The organism is Mammaliicoccus fleurettii, from assembly GCF_003970575.1.
GTDB classification, from domain to species: Bacteria; Bacillota; Bacilli; order Staphylococcales; family Staphylococcaceae; genus Mammaliicoccus; species Mammaliicoccus fleurettii.
This window is the reverse complement of the sequence record NZ_RXWZ01000022.1, coordinates 1-24351: the sequence shown is the minus strand read 5'-3', so window position 1 is coordinate 24351 and position 24351 is coordinate 1. Positions and strand designations below refer to the sequence as shown.

Here is a 24351-nt window from a genome sequence, read left to right as displayed (position 1 = left end):
ATGTTATATTTATTGTAAATATGCAACAAGTTATAAATATTATAACACATATATAAAGTCCGAATGCAAAGGAGTGCTTAAAATGAAAGCGAATGTATTAATTTCCGGTGGTTCAGGATACATAGGTAAGCATTTAATAAGTACATTAAAAGATGTTGGTAATCTATATACGATTACAAAGTATGAAGCTGATATGATTGACATGGATATCACTTGGAGAAAATGTGATATTTATGTATTAAAGGATATGATTGATGCTTTGGAAGGTATAGACATTGCAATTTATTATTTAGATCCTAATAAAAAATCTGCAAAATTAACACAAAGTACAGCTCGGAATTTGAATTTACTTGCTAGTGATAATATGGCAAAAGCATGTAAAGAAAACAATGTGAAGAAAATCATCTATATTACCGGTTCTCCATTTGATCAAGAAACGATAGATACATTAAAATCAACAGGAATTGAAGTTCAAGCTACAGAGCAATCTATTAAACGACCAGCTGTTTCTATAGAATTACAAAAGTCTAAATTTGATGATGTAAGAAGTGTAGATAGAATGCCCATACCATATGAATGGGACATGGAACAAGTTGTGAAATATTACTTTGAATGGTTACAAGAAACAAGTGGTACCCTTGTCACTACAGAACTAATCGGTGATAAGTATAATGTGTACTTTAAACATAGAAGTAATCCGTTATTAAAATTACAACGAATTACCCCAAGTATTCACGAGGATCTCATTCAGTTTAAAGTTGTTGGAGGCGCACTGGCAGTCAATTTGTATGAGGACAATGGTGTATTGGAATTTAGAAAGCTAAGACTGACGAATGAATTCATCGTACATTTATATAACTATATACCAAGAATACCATGGAGTATTTATTATTTATCTCAAGCACCTATTCATAATGTTACGATGAAAGGCTTTGAAGTGGATTGTAGAATAAAAGACTTTCAGTTACGAACAACGGCTGGAGAAATAAAAAAATATACAAAGTAAGAGGGATAGTATATGAAACTATTAATTATTGAGGATGATGAAACTTTATTTAAAGCTATGAAAAGCCAATTAGAAAAATGGGATTGGTCCGTACATGGTATAAATGATTTTGGCTTAGTGTTTGAAGAATATAAAGCATTACAGCCTGATATGGTTATCATCGATATTCAATTGCCACAATATGATGGATTCTATTGGTGTCGAGCAATTAGAAAACAATCTAACATTCCTATCGTGTTTCTTTCTTCAAGAGATCACCCAATGGATCAAGTGATGAGTATGGAACTGGGTGCAGATGATTTTATTCAAAAACCATTTCATACAGAAGTACTTGTTGCTAAATTACAGGCAATTTATAGAAGAGTTTATCAATATAATAAAGAGGAACCTAGAATTAAATTATGGAATAAAGCACGAGTAGATTATGGCAAACATGTTATAGAGAAAGATGATAATGAAATCTCTCTAACTAAAAATGAAATGTTTATTTTAGAAATATTGCTTAATCATAAGAATGAAGTCGTTAGTAGAGATACAATTATTACAGCATTATGGGATGATGAACAATTTGTTAGTGATAATACTTTAACTGTTAATGTGAATCGTTTAAGGAAAAAACTAACAGACATTGGACTTAATGATTTGATAGAAACGAAAGTAGGCAAAGGTTATATAGCGCATGAGCTGGAGGGATAAAATGATAAAATGGTTTGTTAAGGAAAAATGGACTTGGATATTATTATTTATTCTTATGCAGCTTATTATAATTTTGACAAGTTGGTTAGATGTAGCATTTTCAACAAGAAGTGCATTGTATTTAATAGGTATCAATTTTATTATTTTTATTGTATTTCTATGGTTAATTTATACAAGAGAAACGCGATTTTATATGGCGTTAAAGCATGACATTCCTATAAAAGAAATTGAGCATAAAGCATTAAATCAATCGGCATATGAGAAAATAATTTTCGACTATATTCAAAGTTATGATGAAAGTGTACGACATACTATACATGACCAAAATAAAGAAATTCAGCTTACTAAAAATGACTTACTCGATTGGATACATGAAGTCAAAACGCCTATTACAGCAATGAAGTTATTATTAGATCAAATAGAGGAAACAAAATTAAAACAAGACTTATTATATGAGTGGAGTAGAATAGACTATTTGCTCGATCAACAGCTATATATTAGAAGATTATCTTCAAAGAGTAATGATTTTTATTTTGGACATTATTCATTAAAAGATATGATTATTAAAGAAATTCAACATGCGCGAAATATTAGTATTGCAAAAGGGATAGGCTATGATATTCAAATAGATGACGAAAAAGTTTATACAGATGAAAAATGGTGTCGTACCATTATTAGACAACTGATTAGCAATGCGTTGAAATATACTAAAAATAGTGACATAACTATTTCTACTTATGAACAAAACAATCAATTGCATTTAAAAATCCAAGATAATGGTAGAGGAATAAAAACACGAGATTTGCCAAGAGTATTTGAAAGGGGATTTACTTCAACTACAAATCAAAGAGAGTCGACTGCTACAGGAATGGGACTTTATTTGGTTAGAGAAATTGCTGAAGGTTTAAGTATAAATGTAAATATAAAATCTACATATGGAGAAGGTACGACTGTGTTACTTATTTTCCCACATCCTAACTGTTTTACTGCTCTTGAACAATCAAGTGACAATAATGTCACTTCAAACCTCAAAATGTACGATGATTCAAAGGAGATTAATTAAAAAAGCCTTTAATATTGAATCATAGACAAATTTCAAAGGAGTTTTGAGGATGAGTATTTTAAAAACTGAACAATTAGTAAAAGTGTATGGTTCTAAAAAAAATCAACAAGAAGTATTAAAACAAATAGATATGACTGTAGAGAAAGGTGAATTCATTAGTATAATGGGGCCATCAGGTTCTGGTAAAACGACCCTTTTGAATGTTTTAAGTTCAATTGATTATGCTACGACAGGTCAAATTGAAATAAATGGCCATCTATTACAAAACATGAATAATAGACAAATGTCTAACTTCAGAAAAAAAGAATTAGGCTTTATATTTCAAGAGTATAATTTATTAAATACACTCACTGTACAAGAGAATATTATGTTGCCTTTAACGATTCAAAAAGTATCAAAAAAAGAGGCACAAATAAGATACGAAGAAATCAGTAAAGCGTTAGGTATATTAGATATCAAAGATAAATATCCAAGTGAAATTTCTGGTGGACAAAAACAAAGAACATCTGCAGCAAGAGCATTTATAGGACAACCATCGATTATATTTGCAGATGAGCCGACTGGTGCTTTAGATTCTAAATCTGCATCTGATTTATTGAATAAATTAAATCAAATGAATCAATCAACTCAATCTACAATCATTATGGTTACACATGATTCTGCAGCAGCTAGTTATTCAAATAGAGTTATTTTCTTGAAAGATGGAAAAGTATATTCTGAACTTTATAAAGGAGACGATGATAGAGAGACATTCTATAAAGAAATCATCAAAACACAAAGCGTGTTAGGTGGTGTTGTAAATGAGCTTTAATCAAATCGTTATTAAAAATTTAAGACGTAACATCCGTCATTATGGAATGTATCTCTTTTCAATAACGATGAGTGTAATGTTATTCTTTGGATTTGTTACGTTAAAGTATTCAGAAGATTTGAATGGTGTACAATCAGGTGTTAAGCCAGAAGCGGCTATAAAAGTTGGTATAACAATATTAACGGTGATTATCGTTATATTCCTACTTTATGCAAATAAATTATTTATTAAAAGAAGATCGAGAGAAATAGGCTTATATCAATTAATTGGTATGACAAAGCGTGAAGTTTTTAAAATATTTGCTTTAGAAAATTTTGTACTATATATGTTAACAGTCGTATTTGGTTCGTTTTTAGGTTTCTTCACTTCAAAAATATTATTAATGATTTTATATAAAATCATCGGCATTCAGCAAGAAGCACATTTAAACTTTAGTGGTGAAGCCTTTATCCAAACCATTATATTAATGGTTGTCATTTATTTAATAATTTCTCTTCAAAACATGATATTTATCAAAAGAAAAATAATTCTTAGCTTAATGAATGAATTTAATGCTACAGACACAAAAATTAAAAGAATTAAACTTTATGAATTAATTTTTGGAGCAATTGGTATTTTAATGATTATCGGAGGATATTATTTATCTAGCGTGATGTTTGATCAAATCGGAACAAAAGGTATGATGGGACTTTATGTGAACATGTTGGCGGTATTGTTCTTAACGATAGTAGGTGCTTACCTATTGTTTAGATGTTCAATATCACTCATATTCAATACAATACGCAAATATAAAAAAGGTATGCTCAGTGTTACAGATGTCGTTTCAACGTCATCAATCATGCATAAAATGAAAACAAATGCACTATCACTAACAATTATCGCAACGGTTTCAGCTATGGCGGTCGGACTATTAGCATTGAGCTATATCTCATATTACAATATTGAAGAAACAGCTAGAACTACAGCACCAGATGATTATATTTTTGTAAATAAAGATGCAAATAATCAATTTAAAAAAGCTCTAAATGAAAATAATATACAATTTAAAGAGAAAAATTATAATGTAACACGATATGTAATTGATGATACTAAAGTGTTTGCAGGTGCTAACGATACGACAGGTAAATCATCTGACTTTCCAGCAACGGTTGCAAAATCTTCAGAATTTAAAGATATAGATTTAAAAAATAATGAAGTAGCTGTAGTAGGTTATAGTGATATTCTCGATAAAGTGATTAAAGTTAATGATGATGAACATATGTCATATAAATTGAATAATAAAACTAAGCAACTTAAAGTGAAGTCCATAAGTAAAGAATCTTATCTAGCCTCTATCATCACATTTAATTCACCAATCTATGTAGTTTCAGATGATACATTTGATCAAATGAAACAAAATGAAGTGAAAAATGATGATTATAATGAGCAATATGGACTTAATTTGAGTAACGATAAAGATATCAAAAAAGCTGAACAAATATTTGATAAACAAACAAATGATAACGATACTGCACTTTCATATCAAAAAATATATAAAGATTCAAAAAGTGGAATTGGTGTGATGCTATTCATTTTAGGGTTCTTAGGTATAGCATTTCTACTTTCAACTGGTTGTATCATTTACATTAAGCAAATCGATGAAACAGAGGATGAAACTTCAAATTATATAATCTTAAGAAAATTAGGTTATACATCTCAAGATATGTCTAAAGGTATCGCGTTGAAAATAGGGTTTAACTTTGCATTACCATTAGTAATTGGCTTAAGTCATGGCTATTTTGCAGCTAAATCAGCATGGTTCTTTATGGGGCAATCATTCTATACACCAGTGCTTATAGTAATGTCTCTATATTCTTTAATTTATATTTTGTTTGCTATCTTAGGTTATGTACATTCTAAACGAGTTATACAACGTGTATTATAAAAAAATCAGACTAATGCTTGCCATTAGTCTTTTTTTATGTTATAAAATACCAGTGTAAATAAACTGTTACAGAATGTTTACATATAAGATAAAAGATTAAAATTAAATTAATAAATAGTGGTCGAATTGATTTTGAAAGAGTACAATGAAAGAGTAATTACGTAAATTAAGATGTAAATTTTGGGAGGATTACTAATGTTTAATAAGAAAAAGGATAAGTTTGGTATTCAGTTAGAAGCTATAGCTGAGAATTTAAGCCGCGCATCAGTTGAATTTGGAGAAATGGATTTTGACTCAGAGTTCGACTTAAAAGCTTATTCAGATAAAATAAAAGCCTATGAGTCTAATGGTGATGATCTTATGCACCAAATGATCACTGATTTGAATCAGACATTCATTACACCGATAGAAAGAGAAGATATTTTAGAATTATGTGATGCATTAGATGATGTATTAGATGAAATGGAAGAAACTTCAGCGATGTTTGAAATGTACTCTATTAGTTATTCAGACGACTACATGGCAGAATTCGTTAAGAACATACAAGCCGCAATCAAAGAAATTGAAATAGCTGTAACTTTAGTAGCTGAAAAGAAATTCTCACATATTCGTGTTCATTCAATCAACATTAAAGAATATGAAACGAATTGTGATGTTATTTTAAGAGAATCTATCAAATACATTTTCAACAGTGAAACAGATCCAGTAACATTAATTAAAATTAAAGATATTTATGAATCATTAGAAGATGTAGCAGATAAATGTCAATTAGTAGCAAACAAATTAGAACAAATTATTATGAAAAATAGCTAAGGAGTTTTAAAAAATGGATAGTTTACTCATTATTACTGTAGCTATTGTTGTATGTGCATTACTTTTTGACTTTATTAATGGTTTTCATGACACAGCCAATGCAATCGCAACAGCAGTATCTACAAAAGCACTAAAGCCAAGACATGCAATTATATTAGCAGCGGTTATGAACTTTATCGGTGCGTTAGTCGCTACTGGTGTTGCTCAAACAATTGCCAAAGATATTGTAGATCCATTTAAATTAGAAAATGGTTCAATTGTGATATTAGCAGCTTTAATTTCGGCAATAGCATGGAATCTTATTACTTGGTACTTCGGGATCCCAAGTTCATCTTCACACGCATTAATAGGTTCAATTGCAGGGGCGGCTATTGCATCTGCAGGATTTGGAGTATTACATTACCAAGGATTTTCTAAAATTATACTAGCTTTAATCGCATCACCACTATTAGCATTTATAGTTGGTTTTACAGTATATTCTATATTCAAAGTAGTGTTTAAAAATAATAATTTGACTAAAACAAATAGAAACTTTAGATTTATACAAATTGGTACTGCAGCTTTACAAGCATTTTCTCATGGTACAAATGATGCTCAAAAAGCAATGGGTATTATTACAATGGCGCTTATTTCAGCAAATATGCAATCAACAACAGACATTGAGCTATGGGTTAAAGTAAGTTGTGCTACTGCAATGGGGCTTGGAACTGCAGTAGGTGGTTGGAAAATAATTAAAACTGTTGGTGGAAATATTATGAAAATACGTCCAGCTAACGGTGTAGCAGCAGATTTATCATCAGCATTTATTATATTTGGTGCTACTTTCATTCACTTACCAGTATCAACTACACATGTTGTATCTTCATCTATATTAGGTGTAGGTTCATCACAGCGCGTAAAAGGTGTGAAATGGACAACAGCACAAAGAATGATTATTACATGGATTATAACGTTACCAGTATCAATCTTACTTGCGTTTGTTATTTATCATATTTGTATGTTATTTGTATAAGAAATAAAACGATAAGAGGCTGGGACAATATATTTGTCTCAGCCTCATTTTGCTATTTTAATTCAGGTCAAATCCGGTAAAAACGCACGAAGACTTTTGAGATATCGTGCGATTCACCCATATGATAATGTACACTGTACACTGTACACTGTACATTTTATTAACCTACATACAAACAAAAAAAGCCAGTTCACAATGTGAACTGGCTTTTTAAATATTAATGAATATATGAATAGTTATATACTTGAGAAGCTGGTATTGTTCTATAATCAGTAACACCAGGTGCTGTATTGTAGTTAGTTTCTGAAACTAGTAAACTACCATCTGAATTAATAGATTCAACGTATGACACGTGACCATATTGTCCAGTTGTAGATTGCATAATTGAACCAACTGCAGGTGTGCTATCTACACGGAACCCGTCAGCTTGTGCAGCGCCAGCCCAATATTTTGCATCTCCCCAGTAAGTGCTAATTGCACTACCAGCTTGTGATCTACGGTCAAATACGTAATATGTACATTGTCCCCAGTCATATAAGTTTTGGTCATTGAACGATTGGCTACCACCAGTTTGAGATGGTTGTGTATTGTTAGATGGGGCAGTTGCTGTATCGCTACCACTTCCACCAGCAATTTTTAAGTTTTGACCTGGATAGATAATATAACCTTTTAAATTATTTGATTTCATAAGTTGGTCAACTGAAACACCGTGTTGTTGAGCGATTACATCTAATGAATCACCATTTTTAACTGTGTATGTAGAACCTGAAGTTGCTGTACTTTCTTGAGAGCCACTTCCTCCAGCTGAACTACTTCCGTTTACAGTAATGACTTGTCCTGGGAAAATCATGTTTCCTGAAATATTGTTACTAGATTTCAGTTGATCAACAGACACACCATATTCGTCTGCAATAATCCATAAAGATTCACCATTTTTTACAGTGTGTTGAGTTGATGCTTCTGCATCGTTGTGAGCTGCTATAGCTGCAACACCTGAAACTGCTGTTACTGCGAATGCAAATTTTTTCAAAGGCTTATCCTCCTCGTTATCTAAAAAATATAAAAACAGAATACTAATATATATAAATCCTTCGATAGATTTAATGGTAACAAAAATAACATTACATGTACTGTCTGTAATCACTTTGTAATAAAAACACAATAATTAGAACACGCTTTTATAATAAAAATTTAACTCACTAAAACGTGTTGTGAGCGTATCCAAATGTAATATGGTAAATTATGTATGTGAACTAAATGTTACAATTATGTAGAGACCTCACAATTGATATATAGCGTTATAACATGTAAAATGTTGGTATTACTTATAAAAAAGGAATGATTATGGATGAGTTATGAACATAATTATGGATCATATCAAGCTGATGACACACATGGTTCAGCAATTAGAAAAACTTGGCTATATTTCTTATACTATTGGGTGATTTTTGGTATTGGAACTTATTTAGGTCAATTTGTACCACCGGCATTACATCTTCCAATAACGATAGGATTATTTGTACTTATAATGCTCACACTATTTGTAAAATCATCTAGAAAATTTAGCGGTCTTATATCAAATGTCTTTGCTTTCTTAATAGGTATTATTTCATATACTTCCTTTATGTATTATTTAGGCACATTAGGAACTCAAGCATTTTATGGAAATATTGCATTAGCTATTGGTGCATTCGCAGCATTCGGAATTTTAGGTTATTTTATGATTGATGATGCATCAGGTTTAGGTAAATATTTATTCGTTACATTAATTGCACTTATTTTTGCGAGTCTTTTAGGTTTATTTTTGAATAACCCAATTTTTCATACAGTATTATCAGTAATTGGTATAGGTTTATTCTTACTATATACTGTTTACGACTTTAACCGTATGAAGTTAGGCAATTTTTCTCCAAGGGAAATGGGATTCAATTTATTTATCAATCTTCTTAATATCATTATGCACATATTAAGACTCGCAAGTATTATTAAAGATTAAAATAGTTACTAAAGCGGCTGAAACAAATTAAATGTCTCAGTCGCTTATTATTTTTTGACCTGTAAACTTTGCCAGATTAGATCAATATTGTATAATAAGTATGTTAAATAACTCACTTTGAAAGAGAGATGGAATTATGGGACGTAAATGGAATAATATTAAAGATAAAAAAGCCCAAAAAGATAAAAATACAAGTAGAATTTATGCTAAATTTGGCCGTGAAATTTATGTAGCTGCTAAATCAGGTGAACCAGATCCTGAATCAAACCAAAATCTTAAATTTGTATTAGAAAAAGCTAAAACTTATTCTGTTCCAAAACATATTATTGATAAAGCCATAGAAAAAGCTAAAGGTGGATCAGAAGAAAATTATGATGAGCTAAGATATGAAGGTTTTGGGCCAAGTGGTTCAATGCTAATTGTTGATGCATTAACTAATAATGTAAACCGTACAGCTAGTGATGTTCGTGCAGCATTCGGTAAAAATGGCGGCAATATGGGTGTATCTGGATCAGTTGCATACATGTTTAATCATACTGCTGTATTTGCATTTAAAGGAAAATCTGTTGATGAAATTTTTGAACTTTTATTAGAAGAAGATTTAGATGTAAGAGATGTTGTTGAAGAAGAAGAGTTAACAATTGTTTATGCAGAACCTGATCAATTTTCACAAGTTCAAAATGTTCTTAAAGAAAATGGCGTAGAAGATTTTGAAGTTGCTGAACTATCAATGCTAGCTCAATCGGAAGTAACTTTATCAGAAGAAGATCAAGATACTTTTGAAAAGTTAGTAGATGCTATTGAAGATTTAGAAGATGTTCAACAAGTATTTCATAATGTAGATTTATAATAAGGAGTGCTTATGAATAAAGAAAAATGGATTAATATGCTTGATTTAATGCCTCATCCTGAAGGTGGATATTATAAAGAAGTCATTAAATCAGAACAAACACTAAGTGATCATAACGCTTTATATACAAGTATTTACTTCTTATTAGAAAAGAACAATATATCTCATTTTCACAGAATACAATCAGATGAAGTGTGGTATTATCATGCAGGTCAAACGTTGACAGTGCATATGATACATCCAGATGGAAAGTATGAACAAGTTAACGTCGGACCTCATGTTGATAAAGGTGATGTATTGCAAGCGTTAGTACCTAAAGGTGTTATATTCGCTTCAACAGTTGAAGGAGACAATGACTATGCACTAGTAGGGTGTATGTGTTCACCAGGCTTTCAGTTTGAGAAATTCGAACTTTTCACACAAGATGAATTGTTAGAACAGTATCCACAACATGAAGAAGCGATTAAAAAATATGCATTTGAATCTATTAAGTAATCTATTATTAATAAAATGAAAAACGTCCAATTCGAATAATACGAATTGGACGTTTTTATGATTATTATAGTTCTCCATATACTTCTTTTGCAGTTTCAATAACGTAAGATAATTTTTTCCATTGATCTTCTTCAGAAAGGATATTACCTTCTTCTGTTGAAGCGAATCCACATTGTGGACTCAAACATAATTGTTCTTTTGAAACATATTTAGTAGCTTCATCTAATCTGTCTAAAATATTTTGCTTATTTTCTAATTCGCCTGTCTTAGAAGTGAAAAGACCTAAAACGATATAAGCATCATCTCTATTGAAATGTCTTAATGGTTCAAAGTCACCAGAGCGGTTATCGTCATATTCTAGGAAGAAACCTTGTAATTTCTCAGTGAATAAATCTTTAGCGATTGGCTCGTAACCACCTGTTATTGCCCACGATGATTGATAGTTACCACGACAAATATGAGTTGTGATAAGTAAATCTTCCGGCAAGTCTGCTAATGCATCATTGACTACTTTTGCTGCTAGTTTAATAGCTTCTTCTTTTTCTTCAGCAGTACGTTCTCTATTCTTAATTAGTTGTGTTGTTGCAGCTAACCCAGCCCAATATACATCGTCAATTTGTAAATAACGGCAGCCTAGGTCATAGAACTTAAGTATAGATTGGCGATAAGCTTCTGATACATCTTTAGCATATTCATAAATATCTGGATAAATTTCCTGATTTAAAATGTTTGGATGGAATAATTGATTAGGACTTGGAATAGAAACTTTGCTTGCAGCTCTACCATTTACTTTTTTGTGTAAATAATCAAAATGTTCAAAGTGTGGGTGCTCTGGATTAAATTTCACTTTACCTACAACTTTTACATCATGCTTTTTAGTTTCTACACCATTAAAAGTTAGCCCGATTTCTGGTTCGTAATCTTCAATACCTGTTAAATTCTCTAAGAAATCAAAATGCCAGTAAGAACGACGGAACTCTCCGTCAGTTATACTTTTTAATCCGACTTCTAATTGTTTTTCGATGATTTTATCAATTTCTTGGTCTTCAACTTTTTTTAATTCAGTTCCCGGAATTTCACCTTCTGAATATTGTTGACGTGCTTTTTTTAATGGTTCTGTTCTTAATAAACTGCCTACATGATCAGCACGGAAAGGTCTTAATGGTTCTGTCAATTTACTTCACTCCTATGTATATACTCTAAAAATTCTGAAAAATTTGATATTAATTAAAATTAACAAAGTAATACATCGGTGTCAATTGAATTTTGGTATAATCAAAGTAAAAGGGGTGAATTAAACACTTGGCTAATAAAATAAAGAAAAGTCAAAAGAAAAAAAGTAATTCAGTAAAAAGAAAAAAGAAAAATAATAAAAAGAAAAATAAATTTCAAAAAAAGCATTTATTATGGATTGTATGCTTATTAGTGGTGCTTGTTATTGTCGTAAGTATTTTTCATGTGTTTAAAAATTTACCTCACGGAGTTTCCAAAATAAGTTCTGAAACTAAAACGAATCATGTTGAATTATTAACAGATGTCACTTATAAATCTGGTAATAAAATGCATTATGAACATGAAATATTTGATAAAGTTAATGAAACAATAAATGAAGCTAATGACTTTATTATTATGGACATGTTTTTATTTAATAATTACAAAACTGGAGATAAAACATATCCAAATATAACGCATCGATTAACTCAATCACTCATTGCTAAAAAGAAAGAGAATCCAAATATTAGAATTATTGTCATTACGGATCCGATTAATTCATTCTATGGTTCTTATACACCGAGAAATATTAAGGCTTTAAAAGCAAACAACATAGATGTCCATTACACTGATCTAAGTAAATTGAGGGATTCTAATCCAATCTATTCAGGAACTTATAGAACGTTCTTTCAATGGTTTGGAAATAGTGAAAATGGTAAATTAAATAATCCTTTAAGCAGTGAAGGTCCTGATGTTACAGTAAGAGGCTATTTAAAAATACTAAATATGAAAGCAAACCATAGAAAGACACTTGTAACTGAAAAGCACGGTATGGTCTTATCAAGTAATCCACATGATCCGAGTGGATATCATCAAAATGTTGGTGTAAGAGTAACAGGACCCATTCAAAATGCAATCATTAAATCCGAAATAGCCGTAGCAAATATGAGCGGTGCACAATATTCAGCGAGTGACTTTAAGATTAACAATAATAGTTGGCGTGATGATGCAACATACTCAGTGCAACTAGCTACTGAAGGAAAAATTAAAGAACAAATTCTTAAAAATATAAAAAAATCACAATCTAAAGATCGAATTTCGATAGGCATGTTTTATTTATCCGATAGAGATGTAATCAACGAACTTATTAAAGCATCAAAAAGAAATGTGCAAATAAAGCTTATTTTAGATATTAATAAAGAAGCTTTTGGCAAAGAAAAACCAGGCGTACCAAATAAACCTGTAGCAAGTGAATTAGTAAATCGTTCAAAAGGGAATATTAAAGTAAAATGGGCATTAAGTAATGGCGAGCAATTTCATTCAAAATATTTATTGTTTGAACAACATGAAAACAAGAATGCTGCGATGATTTTAGGATCATCTAATCTAACACGTAGAAATATAGAAGATTATAACTTAGAAACAGACATCATAATTAAAGGTAAACAAGATGACGAAGCATTTACGAAACTATCTCAAAACTTTAATAAAGCATGGGATAATAAAAAATACACAATCACAGCACAATATGATGAATTTAAAGATGAATCATTGTGGAAGAGAGTATTGTATAGAATTCAAGAAAAAACTGGATTATCTAGTTTTTAATAGTTGGAAAGATAGAAGACATCTATATTTACAAAAGTTGAAAGAAGTGTGAGCAAGGATAGCCATATTTACAAAAGTTGAAAGAAGTGTGAGCAAGGGTAGCCATATTCACACAAGTCGAGAGAAGTGTAAGCAAGGACAGCCATATTCACACAAGTCGAGAGAAGTGTAAGTAAGGACACCCATATTTACAAAAGTTGAAAGAAGTGTGAGCAAGGACATCCATATTCACACAAGTGGGAAGAAGTGTAAATGATTTTATAACAAAAAAGAGCAGAAATTCAATTTTAACAATGAATTTCTACTCTTTTTTATTATCTATTGATTTTAATAATATTACGATACATAATATCGGCCATCTTTTCTGGTGTTTCTTCACAACCATTTTTCAACCAGCTATATATAGAAGCTATTTGTCCGCCGACTGTGTAATCAAGAAAGTAGTTTACCTCTTCTAGTGTACCAAGACTATGAATCAACTTAGCAAATCTAGTTTTTAAGAGTGAAATAAAATTAATAATTAGTTCTCGCTCAGGATGTGTAACAAATACACTTGTAAAAAATCTTTGATGTTTAGCAATATAATAAAATACATTTGTAAAATATTGTTTTACGTATTTTCTTCTGTCATCAGGATTGTCTATAATAGAGCGTTCTATATTATCCATTAAAGTTTCATAATTCATCATATGGAATCTTTTTATTTCTTCGTAAGTTTCATATTTATCTTTAAAATGTGCATAAAAAGTAGAACGGTTAATACCACATTCTGCACACAACATTTTTATTGTTATTTCTTCAAAATGATAATGTTCTAATAAGTAAACCATATTACTCGTGATTAATTGCCTTGCATGTTTTTTCATATTTCACCTCGAATAATTACATAACTTATATTTTAACAAAAAGAGACGAAAATATACATTAATATTCCTTTTAAATATGAATATATTATGAATATTTATCTAACTTTTCTGTCATTTTAACCCGACAAATTTTTGGAATTTGTTGGTTTAATTTATTTTCATAGAGACGTATAATAAACAAATCATTGAAATATGGAGGAAATAGAGTAATGAAAAAAATAGTGCTTGTAAATGTTATCACTATAGTAATTTTAGTAGCAATCGGACTAGTAGGATTCCATTATTATAGTGAAGCAACAGATTATGTAAAGACAGAAAATGCAAAAGTAGACGGTGAGCAAATTAAGATTGCTAGCCCAGTTTCAGGTAACTTGGACAGCTTCGATGCTGAAGAAGGTAAAGAGTACGGTAAAGGCGATAAACTAGGAGAAGTTTCTGGTAAAGGTGAAGATGGACAATCTCAAACTATGGACATTAAAGCACCTTCAAAAAGTACTATCGTTAAAACTTCTGCAACAGAAGATAGTTTAGTTCAAGCAGGATCACCAATTGCATATGCATATAATTTTGATGATTTATATGTTACAGCAAATATTGATGATACAGACGTTGAAGATGTAGAAAAAGGACAGGCTGTTGACGTTTATATTGATGGCCAAGAAGCTAGTGTTAAAGGTAAAGTGTCTCAAGTTGGATTAGCAACAGCATCAAGTTTCTCAATGATGCCTTCATCAAATAGTAATGGAAACTATACAAAGGTGACACAAGTTGTTCCAGTGAAAATCACATTTGATTCTAAGCCATCAACAAATGTTGTTCCAGGAATGAATGTTGAAGTTCGAATCCATAAGAATTAAGGAGGGTGTATTATGACATCAACCTTTACGGTGGCTTATATAATTATTGCAATCCTTTTATGGGTTGGAATTAATGCATTTGTAGTAAAACGAAAAAAAAGCAAATCAGTTGCTAAAGATGTTTCAGATAATTCAAAAGTGAATGATGAAACTCAATTGAAATCAAAAGATGAAGACAACATCGATAAAAACAAACACACTCATATTGAAAAGATGGAAGAAGATAATGAACCGGCTAAAACAGAGACGGAGAAAACGACTTCTAACGATATGAAAACTGATGAACAAAATGATTCTAATGAAGAACATGAAGATTTATCAGACCGTGGTATGGAATTAAAAGATGATGAACCAATTAATGAACAAATTAAGAAAAATCATGTTAACTTCGTATACGGTAAAGGCATTTCAAGAAATAAAATTTTAGTTGCGATGATGTTTGGTATGTTTATCGCAATACTAAACCAAACATTATTAAACGTAGCTTTGCCTGTAATTAATAATGAATTTAGTATTTCTGCATCTACTGGTCAATGGTTAATGACAGGGTTCATGCTTGTAAATGGTATTTTAATTCCTATAAGTGCATTCTTAATTAGTAAGTATTCATATAGAAAATTATTCCTTATCGCAATGGTTCTATTTACGATTGGGTCAATAGTATGTGCCATTTCATTTAACTTCCCAATGATGATGACAGGTCGTGTCGTTCAAGCAATTGGTGCTGGTATATTAATGCCATTAGGTTCAAATGTATTTATGACAATTTTCCCACCAGAAAAACGTGGTGCTGCAATGGGTACTTTAGGTATCGCGTTTATTTTAGCACCTGCAATTGGTCCAACGTTATCAGGTTGGATCGTTCAGAACTATCATTGGAACATAATGTTCTATGGTATGTTTGCTATCGGATTAGTATCTATAATCATTAGTTTCTTCTGGTTCAAGATTTATCAACAAACATCTAATCCTAAACCTGATGTGCCAGGTATTGTATTCAGTACACTCGGCTTTGGTTTACTATTATACGGATTTAGTGAAGCGGGTAACGATGGTTGGACTTCATTAACAGTTTCTTTATCATTAGTTATCGGTCTAATCTTTACAATATTATTTGTTGTTCGTGAAGTTAGAATGAAAAATCCAATGCTTGATATGTCTGCACTGAAATATTCAGGGTTTACATTGACAACATTAATCAATGTGATTGTAACGATGAGTTTATTTGGTGGTATGATTTTATTACCTATATACTTACAAAATTTACGTGGCTTTTCTCCTTTAGATTCAGGTCTATTATTATTACCAGGATCACTTATTATGGGATTCATGGGTCCAATTGCTGGTAAAATGTTAGACTCATTTGGTATTAAACCATTAGCTTTAATTGGTTTAACAATAATGACAATAGCAACTTGGGAACTGACACAATTAAATATGGATACACCATATACAACAATATTAGTTATATATATCGTACGTTCATTCGGTATGAGTTTTATAATGATGCCGATTATGACTGCAGGTATGAATTCATTGCCTCAAAGACTTATTCCGCATGGTAATGCAATAAGTAATACTGTTAGACAACTAGCAGGGTCAATTGGTACAGCAATACTTGTAACAGTTATGACTCAAAATACGACTTCTCATTTAGCTAACATGTCAGATAACTTAGACTCAACTAATCCTATGATTCAAGAACAAGTTAAAGCACTTTCTGATTCAGTTGGTGGAGATGATGCTGGTAAATCTGTACTTATCGAATATTTAAATAAATTAGCAACTGTACAAGGTATCAACGATGCTTTCTGGATTGCTACATTATTTAGTGTTATTGCATTAATCTTAAGTTTATTCTTAAAAGGTAAATCTCATTATTTATCTAAGGAATAGCAATGATTTCTAGAATTAAAAATATAAATTGGCTTTGTATTTTTAAATTATATATTAAAAATTAATTGTTAAAATACTACAAGTAAACATCATGTTTCTTGTAGTATTTTTTTATAAATAAAAATTTAATTTAGAAAACCTATCTTGAATGCTTTGAATCGGGGCGAGTTTTTTATATAATGTAAAAAAGGAGTTGGTAACTTGTGAAAGTTAAGTATATTGACAAACGTCATTGGCGACGTCTCCTTAATCGCGAATATAAAGAAGTTGTACTGGATACGAATCACTTTAAAGGACTTGTTGGCTTAGTTACAATGGTACAGGTGAAGGAACCTTTAAAGGTTAATGTTGTAGGGAAAGAAATTACAGCTGCGGATAATGGTTATAAATGGATGCAGATCTTGCCAGAGAAAAAGCCGTATAGTATAACTGTAATGTATGACAAACAAAACAGACCAGTACAATACTATTTTGATGTGAATTTGAGGAATATCACTCAACTCGGTAATGCTAGAACGCTAGATTTATGTTTGGATGTGTTAGTAATACCGAAGACAGGTGAATATGAACTTGTTGATGAAGATGATTTAGAAAGAATGCTAAAAGAGAAAAAAATATCTAAAGCTCAATTTCATAAAGCATATGTAACGGCACATGAGATTATGTTTAAATTAGAAACTGACTTCAAAGGAATTGAAAAGAGAATCAGATATTGTTTTCATGAAATTATGAACGCAAAGTAATGAAACAACTATTTAATTGGATATATCTATAAATAAAAACGAGGATGCCTTTTATTAATGGCAATCCCCGTTTTTTAATTTTTATAATAATATTAATGCTAATATTATTGCAACTGGTCCGACAACGAAACAATATTTACTAAAGATGCCGAGTTGACCACGTTCCATAATACCTTGTAACCATTTCAATGAGAAATAACTCGCTACAAGTGAAGCTACAAATGCAAATGCATATGAAATCATTAGTGATGTATCTGGAGGTGTTTCAATAATATCTTTAACGCCAAGTAAAGCCGTCCCAAGACTTACAGGTATATAAAGTAAGAATGAGAATTTAAACGCTGTTTTTTGATTCATCCCAACACCTAAAGCACCAACGATAGTGGCACCACTACGACTAATTCCAGGTATTAAAGCAACAGCTTGGAATAAACCTACAATTATGGCATCTTTAAGCGTTAAATCACCTTCTAATTTTTGGCCACGTTTATTTTTAATAAACCATAAGGCAATACCTGTTACGATAAGCATAAATCCTACCATGATTACACTTTTAGTATCACCAATTATATCCTTAAAGATAATGCCTAATACACCAGCTGGTATAGTGGCAATTACTAAATACATAGCAAGTTGAAAATTCTTTTTAACAGTTTCAGTACGATTGCCTTTAATATATTTTAATGTGTCGACAATTAATTCGATAATGTCTTTGCGGAATAATATAAGTACAGCAATCAATGAAGCGGTATTAACTACAATTTCAAATGTTAATCCTTCAGTATGTAATCCTAAAAATTCTTGTGCCATTACTAAGTGTCCGCTTGAAGAAATGGGTATGGGTTCTGTTATTCCTTGAAGTAAGCCAAGGAATATATATTTTATAATTTCTAAAAAGTTCATGATTTTATCCTTCCTATTTTATGTACATTCTCAACTATAACGAATTATAATTAGAGTTTCAATTTTAGAATTAAAAAAATTAATATTTCGGTCTAAAGTTGTAGTCGTGGTGCTTGAATTAAATCATGGTATAATAAAATGAAAGTAAGGAGTGTGTCATTTGAAAGTAGATGATTATAAGTTATTAGTAACATTAGAAGATGTAAAGACTTTGCGAAAAGCTGCAGACATTCTCTACATATCGCAGCCAGCAGTCAGTCAGAGATTGAAATCTATAGAAACCTTTTTTGGTATAGACATTTTTATAAGAACAAAAAAGCAGCTTATTACAACTAATGAAGGATCCTTAGTCATAGAACATGCAAGAAAAATGTTGAAAGAAGAACGTTTACTATTAGATAAAATTAGTTCGAAATTAGGAGAAGTAAACGGAAGCATTTCAATAGGTGTTTCTTCGTTGATTGGGCAAACAATTCTTCCACAAGTTATGGGGGAATATACGCATTTATATCCAAATGTAGATATACAATTACAAATTGGCTCTAGTGAACATATAAAACAATATCAAAATGACTTTCACATCATGGTAGTTAGAGGAAACGAAGTGATGAATGTTCAAAATGACCTTTTACTAAATGAACAACATTATTTTATTTATCCTAAAAGTAAAAAACAGGATTTACATCTATTACCAATGATTGAGTTTCAAGCAGAACCAATTTACTTAAAACAAATTGAAGAGTGGTATTCCGATTATTTACAACAAGAATACCACGCACTAATTAAAGTAGACCAAATTGCTACATGCAAAGAACTCTTATTAAATGGAGTAGGCGTAACAGTATTGCCAGAATTGGTAATAGGTGACATAGATACAGATAAATTTGAAATCAAGAAGTTAAATGTTATGCGTAAACCACTTACACGATCAACTTATATTTGTTATGAACATAATGTCTTACAGTTACCACAAGTTAAATCATTCATTGAAGTACTGAAAAATTATATTAATCAACTTGAAATAGGTAAGAAATAACGGATTAAAGGTTTTTTTGAATTAATCGAAGAGATTGGTTAAGTTGTAGATTAAGTCGGCAGTTAATCGAAGAGATTGGTTAAGTTGTAGATTAAGTCGGCAGTTAATCTAAGAGATCGGTTAAGTTGTAGATTAAGTCAGGAGTTAATCGAAGAGATGGCGTAAGTTGTAGATTAAGTCGAAAGTTAATCGAAGAGATTGGTAAAGTTGTAGATTAAGTCAGAAGTTAATCGAAGAGATGGCGTAAATTGTAGATTAACTCAAAATCAACACTATACAAAGAAAGGCTGAGACAATTAATTTGTCTCAGCCTATTTATATCTGAAGCCTTCGTGTTTATGAAAGGCGCTTATGTAATTTATTGAAAATATCACGTGTTTCTTCATTGATACCTTTGTGATTTAATATATATTCTATGCGCTCACGATTGCTACTATCTTTATAACGTGTTTCATTAAGCTCATAAATGGAAAGTTGTGGTTTACATGTATTTAATAATTTCATGTTATCATTCTGGGATACATCGCCTTCTTTGATTACTCGAAAATAGCATCCTGTTTTTAAATTGTCTGCCATACGTTTGACTAAATCTTTTATTCCATATCTTAAAGCGATTGTAGCACAAGGTTGTCTTGGACAAGAAACTTGAATGATGGCTTCACCAAGTTGATAAGTATCTCCAATATTTAAATCTTTTTCGGTTAAGCCAGACACTGTAATATTTTCACCAAAAATCGCATATTTGGGTAGTCGATCTATAATGTCATTCCAATAGGCATAGTTATCTTTACTGTAAAAACAAATAGCTTTTTCTGGACCACCATGACCTTTATATTGTTGTTGATCTTCAACGAATCCTGTTTTTGAAAGATACATTTTACTTTCGAAGGGTTCTTTAAAAATAGCAGTTTTTTTAGTCTTTTGATTGTTAAAAGTCACATCTTCGACTTTTCCAATTGAAATATAGTTCACTTTGTATTCCACTACAATATCCCCTTTAATTATATTTAGTAATGATTTTACATGTTTGTGATAAATATATCAATTAAGCGTTGACGTAATAGGTGTTTAGCATTAAAGTACAAACATATAATAAAAATATAGGAAGTTGTGAATTCATGTTTTTGAAATTATTTCAAATAAAAAATTATAAGCTCTTTACAGTTAATATGGGCTTATTAGGAATGGCTATTGCTATAACGGTTCCTTTTTTAGTATTGTATGCGACTCAGCAATTAGGGATGTCTAAAGGACAGTACGGTTTATTAATGGCGCTTGCAGCTAGTGCATCATTTACTGTGAACTCTATTGTTGCAAGATTCTCTGATAGTGGAAAAATTAATCGTAAATATCTCATCATCACCGCTTTAATAATGGGGGCGTTATGTTTCTCGATTTATTTCTACATACATACTATATGGCTGTTCATCGCTTTATATGCGATGTTTCAAGGGCTTGCTGCACCTGCAATGCCTCAAATGTATGCCTCAGCACGTGAATCTATAAATGAATCTGCTTATAAAGATAGAAGTATATTTGCCAATACTGTTCTACGTTCTACATTTTCATTAGGGTTTTTATTTGGTCCATTAATCGGAACATTATTACTTAGCATATTTGGGTATGATGGTTTATTTGGTGGAACGATGACATTATTTTTAACAGTTTTAGTTTTATTAATTATTTTTTATAAAGAACCTAAGAAAATTATCAATAATGCAATTGGAAACTTTCCTGAAAAGAAAGCTCCAAACTTAGTAAAAGAACCTACATTATTGATACCATTTTTAGCATTTATTTTATTACATGTTGGACAATGGATGTATACTTTAAATATGCCTTTATATGTAACGGAATATTTGAAAGATGATGAGTCGCATGTAGGGTATTTAGCAAGTCTATGTGCAGGTTTAGAAGTACCTTTCATGATTATATTAGGTATTATAGCAAGTAAATTTAAAACTAAGACACTACTTATGGTCGGAGCAATATTCGGATTCGGTTATTACTTTAGTATAGGTGTGTTTGATAGTTTCCAAGCAATGTTAATTGGTCAATTAGCATTAGCATTTTTCTTAGCAATTTTACTTGGATTAGGAATCAGTTATTTCCAAGACATTTTACCAGAGTTTCCTGGATATGCATCAACATTGTTTGCTAACGCTATGGTAATAGGTCAGCTAGGCGGAAATTTACTCGGTGGTGTGATGAGTGATATAGTAGGTCTAGGAAATGTGTTCTTCGTTTCAAGTTTATCAATAGGATTAGCATTTATATTATTAATTTTTACAGTAGAACATGTAACACATAATAACGTTAAAACAAGTTAGGAGTAAAATAATGACAGCAATAAGTTGGATATTAATTATACTAATGTTTGTAATTGCCTTTGTTGGTTTAATCAAACCAATTATTCCATCAGTACTATTTTTATGGGTAGGCTATTTTATATATCATTTTGCAATTGATTCAAGTAAATTATCGTGGATCTTCTGGACTGTAATGGTAGTACTTACTATATTTATGATACTTTCAGATATCATAATGAATAGCTATTTCGTTAAGAAATTCGGTGGATCTAAACTAGGAGAAACAATGGCAGCAGTCGGTGTAATAATAGGTTGTTTCGTGTTTCCACCATTTGGTATCATCATCGTACCTTTCGTATTAGTATTTGTTACTGAGATGATTCAAAAAAATGATATTTCAGCAGCTACGAATGCAAGTATCGGTTCATTACTTGGTTTCTTAACCAGTTCTATAGCCAAAGCCTTAATCATGCTCGTTATGGTTGTATGGTTCTTTATTGATATAATCTTTTAAAGAGAATCCCCCGATTCGTTGGAATGCCAACAAATCGGGGGATTTTTAATAGTTATATTTAAGTTGAAGGATTATTTTTTAGGGACAAAATTCAGAGAAATGTCCGTAAGAGGTGATGTAAGGGACATAATTCCGAGAAATGTCCGTAAGAATTAGTCGCTAAGGAGCACAATTCAGAATTCTGCCAGTTAGCGCAATCTAAGAAACGCAACCTAAGAATCATACATAAAGAACAGAGCAAACACCAGGATTCCAGGTGTTTGCTCTGTTCTTACTATTTACTATTTTTCCATATCATGTTCTATTTCTTCTTTAGTTTCTCCGCTTTCTTCTAGTACCATTTTGCGATCGTACATTTTAAAGAATGGGAAATAAATTATTACGGATACTGTTATATTAATTAGGACGAGTACGATTGCTCGCCAGTCTCCTCCTGTTGCTAAGTATGCACCGATTGGAGCTGGCAGTGTCCATGGTGCCATTACGCTTGTTGCATTGACGAGTCCGAGTAATGTTGCGAAATAAGTTATGATGGTTAAAACGATAGGGATTATGATAAATGGAATAACCATTATTGGGTTTAGTACTATTGGCAATCCAAATATTACGGGTTCGTTTATATTAAATAAAGATGGTATAGAAACGGCTTTACCAAATTTTTTCAAGAACTGAGATTTCGCAAATAATAATATACATATAACAAGTCCTAATGTTGCTCCTGCTCCTCCAATCCATACAAACCACTGGAAGAATGTTTCTGGTGCTATATGTGGTAATGGTTCTCCTGCTGCATGTGCTTCTGCGTTTTTAGCTAAATATACTTCCCACAACGGACGTTCAATCGTACCTACAATTGACATACCGTGAATACCAAATGCCCAAAAGAATGTTGTTAAGAATACTGGTACTAATACACCAGGTAATGTATCACCTGCAAATACGAGAGGCCCTACAATTTTATCTACAAGTGTATGTAAATCGAGTTGAAATACAACTGTAATCACACTCATTGCACCGAGTACGATGACTACTGGTATTAACGACTCAAAAGAGCGACTAACGGATGGCGGTACTTGAGGTGGCATTTTAATGGTGATGTTTTTATTTTTACACAATCTGTATGTTTCTACTGAAAAAATTGCTACAAACATCGCGACGAATAATCCATGGCCACCTAAGTTGGTCATTGGTAAGACGAATCCTAATTCTTTATCCATTGTTGGCGCAATAGTTAATAAAAATGCTGCTGTAGAAAGCTGTGCTGCTGACAATGGATCTAAATCATAGGACTTTGCGAGATTGTAACCTATCCCAAAGACAATGTATAAACTCATAATGAACATGGTCATTCTATAAGGAATTAAAATTTGTTCTGCATGTTCAGTTGCCCACTGAGTTACTGCCCATGATTCAGGTAACGGTGGAGTTGCAAATATTAAAAAGAATGAACCGAAAATAATGAATGGGAGTGCCGAAATAACCCCGTCACGTATAGCGAGTAAATGACGTTGATTTGAAAGCTTTGTCATTGGACCAGAAAGTTTTCCTTCTATCCAAGTAGCAAAGTTATTCATAAAATTCCCCCTTTGTTTGTAAGCGCTTCGATTTTGTTATAGTATAAACTAAATAGATTAAATATTCAAAATAATATAAAAATAAATATATTACGAATGGAAGTGATTTCTATGAGGCGTTTAGGTATATCTTTGTATCCTGGAAAATCTAAAGAATCTGAGGATTT

The 24351-nt window shown here is 31.3% G+C and carries 23 protein-coding genes; 17 read left to right on the top strand and 6 right to left on the bottom strand.

Translation table 11 applies throughout. From position 1 onward, the window contains the following. The first annotated feature begins 82 nt into the window (after nucleotides 1–82). From CD129_RS01315 to CD129_RS01285, 7 genes are all read left to right on the top strand, one after another. The gene (locus tag CD129_RS01315) at nucleotides 83–1006 is read left to right on the top strand and encodes an NAD-dependent epimerase/dehydratase family protein (protein ID WP_107509167.1); all 924 of its coding nucleotides are present in this window, start codon (nucleotides 83–85) and stop codon (nucleotides 1004–1006) included. Nucleotides 1007–1018: 12 nt separating this feature from the next. Beyond that, nucleotides 1019–1702, top strand: a complete 684-nt coding sequence (locus CD129_RS01310; protein WP_107509168.1) for a response regulator transcription factor — start codon at nucleotides 1019–1021, stop codon at nucleotides 1700–1702. 1 nt (nucleotide 1703) lies between these two features. Further along, nucleotides 1704–2765: a sensor histidine kinase gene (locus CD129_RS01305; RefSeq protein WP_115337143.1), complete on the top strand. Its 1062-nt coding sequence runs from the start codon at nucleotides 1704–1706 to the stop codon at nucleotides 2763–2765. A 49-nt stretch (nucleotides 2766–2814) separates the two neighbouring features. Continuing rightward, nucleotides 2815–3576, top strand: a complete 762-nt coding sequence (locus CD129_RS01300) for an ABC transporter ATP-binding protein (RefSeq protein WP_107509170.1) — start codon at nucleotides 2815–2817, stop codon at nucleotides 3574–3576. After that, nucleotides 3566–5500, top strand: a complete 1935-nt coding sequence (locus tag CD129_RS01295; protein WP_115337144.1) for an ABC transporter permease — start codon at nucleotides 3566–3568, stop codon at nucleotides 5498–5500. Before CD129_RS01300 ends, CD129_RS01295 begins: the two co-directional genes overlap by 11 nt. 195 nt (nucleotides 5501–5695) lie before the next feature. Next, nucleotides 5696–6313, top strand: coding sequence for a DUF47 domain-containing protein (locus tag CD129_RS01290; protein ID WP_078357077.1), 618 nt, complete (start codon nucleotides 5696–5698; stop codon nucleotides 6311–6313). Nucleotides 6314–6326: 13 nt separating this feature from the next. Continuing rightward, entirely contained in the window at nucleotides 6327–7325 is a 999-nt protein-coding gene (locus CD129_RS01285; protein WP_078357076.1) for an inorganic phosphate transporter, read from the top strand. 217 nt (nucleotides 7326–7542) lie between these two features. Here CD129_RS01285 and CD129_RS01280 read toward each other — a convergent pair whose 3' ends face one another. Then, the gene (locus CD129_RS01280; protein ID WP_078357075.1) at nucleotides 7543–8355 is read right to left on the bottom strand and encodes a LysM peptidoglycan-binding domain-containing protein; all 813 of its coding nucleotides are present in this window, start codon (nucleotides 8353–8355) and stop codon (nucleotides 7543–7545) included. 318 nt (nucleotides 8356–8673) lie between these two features. Between CD129_RS01280 and CD129_RS01275 the strand changes: the two genes are divergently transcribed. The 3 genes from CD129_RS01275 (at nucleotide 8674) to CD129_RS01265 (ending at nucleotide 10666) form a co-directional block, all read left to right on the top strand. Then, entirely contained in the window at nucleotides 8674–9321 is a 648-nt protein-coding gene (locus CD129_RS01275; protein ID WP_078357074.1) for a Bax inhibitor-1/YccA family protein, read from the top strand. A gap of 136 nt (nucleotides 9322–9457) precedes the next feature. Beyond that, a complete protein-coding gene (locus CD129_RS01270) occupies nucleotides 9458–10171 on the top strand; it encodes a YebC/PmpR family DNA-binding transcriptional regulator (protein WP_078357073.1) in 714 nt (237 codons plus the stop codon). Between the two features lie 12 nt (nucleotides 10172–10183). Then, complete coding sequence (locus tag CD129_RS01265; protein WP_107509172.1) at nucleotides 10184–10666, top strand: cupin domain-containing protein; 483 nt, start codon at nucleotides 10184–10186, stop codon at nucleotides 10664–10666. 64 nt (nucleotides 10667–10730) lie between these two features. Here the strand turns inward: CD129_RS01265 and CD129_RS01260 are convergent, their stop codons facing one another. After that, nucleotides 10731–11840: a 5-methyltetrahydropteroyltriglutamate--homocysteine S-methyltransferase gene (locus CD129_RS01260; protein ID WP_107509173.1), complete on the bottom strand. Its 1110-nt coding sequence runs from the start codon at nucleotides 11838–11840 to the stop codon at nucleotides 10731–10733. Between the two features lie 128 nt (nucleotides 11841–11968). On the opposite strand from CD129_RS01260, the gene CD129_RS01255 reads away from it, so the two are divergent. Next, nucleotides 11969–13486, top strand: coding sequence for a phospholipase D-like domain-containing protein (locus tag CD129_RS01255; protein WP_078357070.1), 1518 nt, complete (start codon nucleotides 11969–11971; stop codon nucleotides 13484–13486). 314 nt (nucleotides 13487–13800) lie between these two features. Here CD129_RS01255 and CD129_RS01250 read toward each other — a convergent pair whose 3' ends face one another. After that, nucleotides 13801–14352, bottom strand: a complete 552-nt coding sequence (locus CD129_RS01250) for a TetR/AcrR family transcriptional regulator (RefSeq protein ID WP_115337145.1) — start codon at nucleotides 14350–14352, stop codon at nucleotides 13801–13803. Between the two features lie 209 nt (nucleotides 14353–14561). Here CD129_RS01250 and CD129_RS01245 point away from each other — a divergent pair, with 209 nt between their 5' ends. The 3 genes from CD129_RS01245 (at nucleotide 14562) to CD129_RS01235 (ending at nucleotide 17848) form a co-directional block, all read left to right on the top strand. Continuing rightward, complete coding sequence (locus tag CD129_RS01245) at nucleotides 14562–15209, top strand: HlyD family secretion protein (protein ID WP_078357068.1); 648 nt, start codon at nucleotides 14562–14564, stop codon at nucleotides 15207–15209. Between the two features lie 12 nt (nucleotides 15210–15221). Further along, on the top strand, nucleotides 15222–17105 hold the full coding sequence (locus tag CD129_RS01240; RefSeq protein WP_115337146.1) for a DHA2 family efflux MFS transporter permease subunit: 1884 nt from the start codon (nucleotides 15222–15224) through the stop codon (nucleotides 17103–17105). A 203-nt stretch (nucleotides 17106–17308) separates the two neighbouring features. Next, entirely contained in the window at nucleotides 17309–17848 is a 540-nt protein-coding gene (locus tag CD129_RS01235; RefSeq protein ID WP_078357066.1) for a ribonuclease FAU-1 family protein, read from the top strand. Nucleotides 17849–17929: 81 nt separating this feature from the next. Here CD129_RS01235 and CD129_RS01230 read toward each other — a convergent pair whose 3' ends face one another. Further along, the gene (locus CD129_RS01230) at nucleotides 17930–18751 is read right to left on the bottom strand and encodes an undecaprenyl-diphosphate phosphatase (protein WP_115337147.1); all 822 of its coding nucleotides are present in this window, start codon (nucleotides 18749–18751) and stop codon (nucleotides 17930–17932) included. A 160-nt stretch (nucleotides 18752–18911) separates the two neighbouring features. On the opposite strand from CD129_RS01230, the gene CD129_RS01225 reads away from it, so the two are divergent. Beyond that, nucleotides 18912–19787 (top strand): LysR family transcriptional regulator, encoded by an 876-nt coding sequence (locus CD129_RS01225; protein ID WP_078357064.1) that lies wholly within the window; start codon nucleotides 18912–18914, stop codon nucleotides 19785–19787. Nucleotides 19788–20123: 336 nt separating this feature from the next. Here the strand turns inward: CD129_RS01225 and CD129_RS01220 are convergent, their stop codons facing one another. Then, nucleotides 20124–20771, bottom strand: coding sequence for an MOSC domain-containing protein (locus CD129_RS01220; RefSeq protein WP_115337148.1), 648 nt, complete (start codon nucleotides 20769–20771; stop codon nucleotides 20124–20126). A gap of 134 nt (nucleotides 20772–20905) precedes the next feature. On the opposite strand from CD129_RS01220, the gene CD129_RS01215 reads away from it, so the two are divergent. Together CD129_RS01215 and CD129_RS01210 are read left to right on the top strand one after the other, a co-directional pair. Continuing rightward, on the top strand, nucleotides 20906–22117 hold the full coding sequence (locus CD129_RS01215) for a sugar efflux transporter (protein WP_078357062.1): 1212 nt from the start codon (nucleotides 20906–20908) through the stop codon (nucleotides 22115–22117). A 10-nt stretch (nucleotides 22118–22127) separates the two neighbouring features. Beyond that, on the top strand, nucleotides 22128–22610 hold the full coding sequence (locus tag CD129_RS01210; RefSeq protein ID WP_078357061.1) for a DUF456 domain-containing protein: 483 nt from the start codon (nucleotides 22128–22130) through the stop codon (nucleotides 22608–22610). Between the two features lie 281 nt (nucleotides 22611–22891). On the opposite strand, the gene CD129_RS01205 is transcribed toward CD129_RS01210, so the two are convergent. Next, nucleotides 22892–24184 carry a PTS sugar transporter subunit IIC gene (locus CD129_RS01205; protein WP_107509176.1) on the bottom strand — a complete coding sequence of 431 codons (1293 nt, stop codon included), beginning with the start codon at nucleotides 24182–24184 and terminating at the stop codon, nucleotides 22892–22894. Nucleotides 24185–24351: the final 167 nt, after the last annotated feature.

Excerpts from the sequence above, each read along its gene's own strand:
- CD129_RS01310 (WP_107509168.1), top strand. The coding sequence starts at position 1,019 with ATGAAACTATTAATTATTGAGGATGATGAAACTTTATTTAAAGCTATG.
- CD129_RS01230 (WP_115337147.1), bottom strand. The coding sequence starts at position 18,751 with ATGAACTTTTTAGAAATTATAAAATATATATTCCTTGGCTTACTTCAA.
- CD129_RS01270 (WP_078357073.1), top strand. The coding sequence starts at position 9,458 with ATGGGACGTAAATGGAATAATATTAAAGATAAAAAAGCCCAAAAAGAT.
- CD129_RS01305 (WP_115337143.1), top strand. The coding sequence starts at position 1,704 with ATGATAAAATGGTTTGTTAAGGAAAAATGGACTTGGATATTATTATTT.
- CD129_RS01265 (WP_107509172.1), top strand. The coding sequence starts at position 10,184 with ATGAATAAAGAAAAATGGATTAATATGCTTGATTTAATGCCTCATCCT.
- CD129_RS01240 (WP_115337146.1), top strand. The coding sequence starts at position 15,222 with ATGACATCAACCTTTACGGTGGCTTATATAATTATTGCAATCCTTTTA.
- CD129_RS01290 (WP_078357077.1), top strand. The coding sequence starts at position 5,696 with ATGTTTAATAAGAAAAAGGATAAGTTTGGTATTCAGTTAGAAGCTATA.
- CD129_RS01215 (WP_078357062.1), top strand. The coding sequence starts at position 20,906 with ATGTTTTTGAAATTATTTCAAATAAAAAATTATAAGCTCTTTACAGTT.
- CD129_RS01300 (WP_107509170.1), top strand. The coding sequence starts at position 2,815 with ATGAGTATTTTAAAAACTGAACAATTAGTAAAAGTGTATGGTTCTAAA.
- CD129_RS01285 (WP_078357076.1), top strand. The coding sequence starts at position 6,327 with ATGGATAGTTTACTCATTATTACTGTAGCTATTGTTGTATGTGCATTA.
- CD129_RS01245 (WP_078357068.1), top strand. The coding sequence starts at position 14,562 with ATGAAAAAAATAGTGCTTGTAAATGTTATCACTATAGTAATTTTAGTA.
- CD129_RS01275 (WP_078357074.1), top strand. The coding sequence starts at position 8,674 with ATGAGTTATGAACATAATTATGGATCATATCAAGCTGATGACACACAT.
- CD129_RS01315 (WP_107509167.1), top strand. The coding sequence starts at position 83 with ATGAAAGCGAATGTATTAATTTCCGGTGGTTCAGGATACATAGGTAAG.
- CD129_RS01205 (WP_107509176.1), bottom strand. The coding sequence starts at position 24,184 with ATGAATAACTTTGCTACTTGGATAGAAGGAAAACTTTCTGGTCCAATG.
- CD129_RS01250 (WP_115337145.1), bottom strand. The coding sequence starts at position 14,352 with ATGAAAAAACATGCAAGGCAATTAATCACGAGTAATATGGTTTACTTA.
- CD129_RS01295 (WP_115337144.1), top strand. The coding sequence starts at position 3,566 with ATGAGCTTTAATCAAATCGTTATTAAAAATTTAAGACGTAACATCCGT.
- CD129_RS01210 (WP_078357061.1), top strand. The coding sequence starts at position 22,128 with ATGACAGCAATAAGTTGGATATTAATTATACTAATGTTTGTAATTGCC.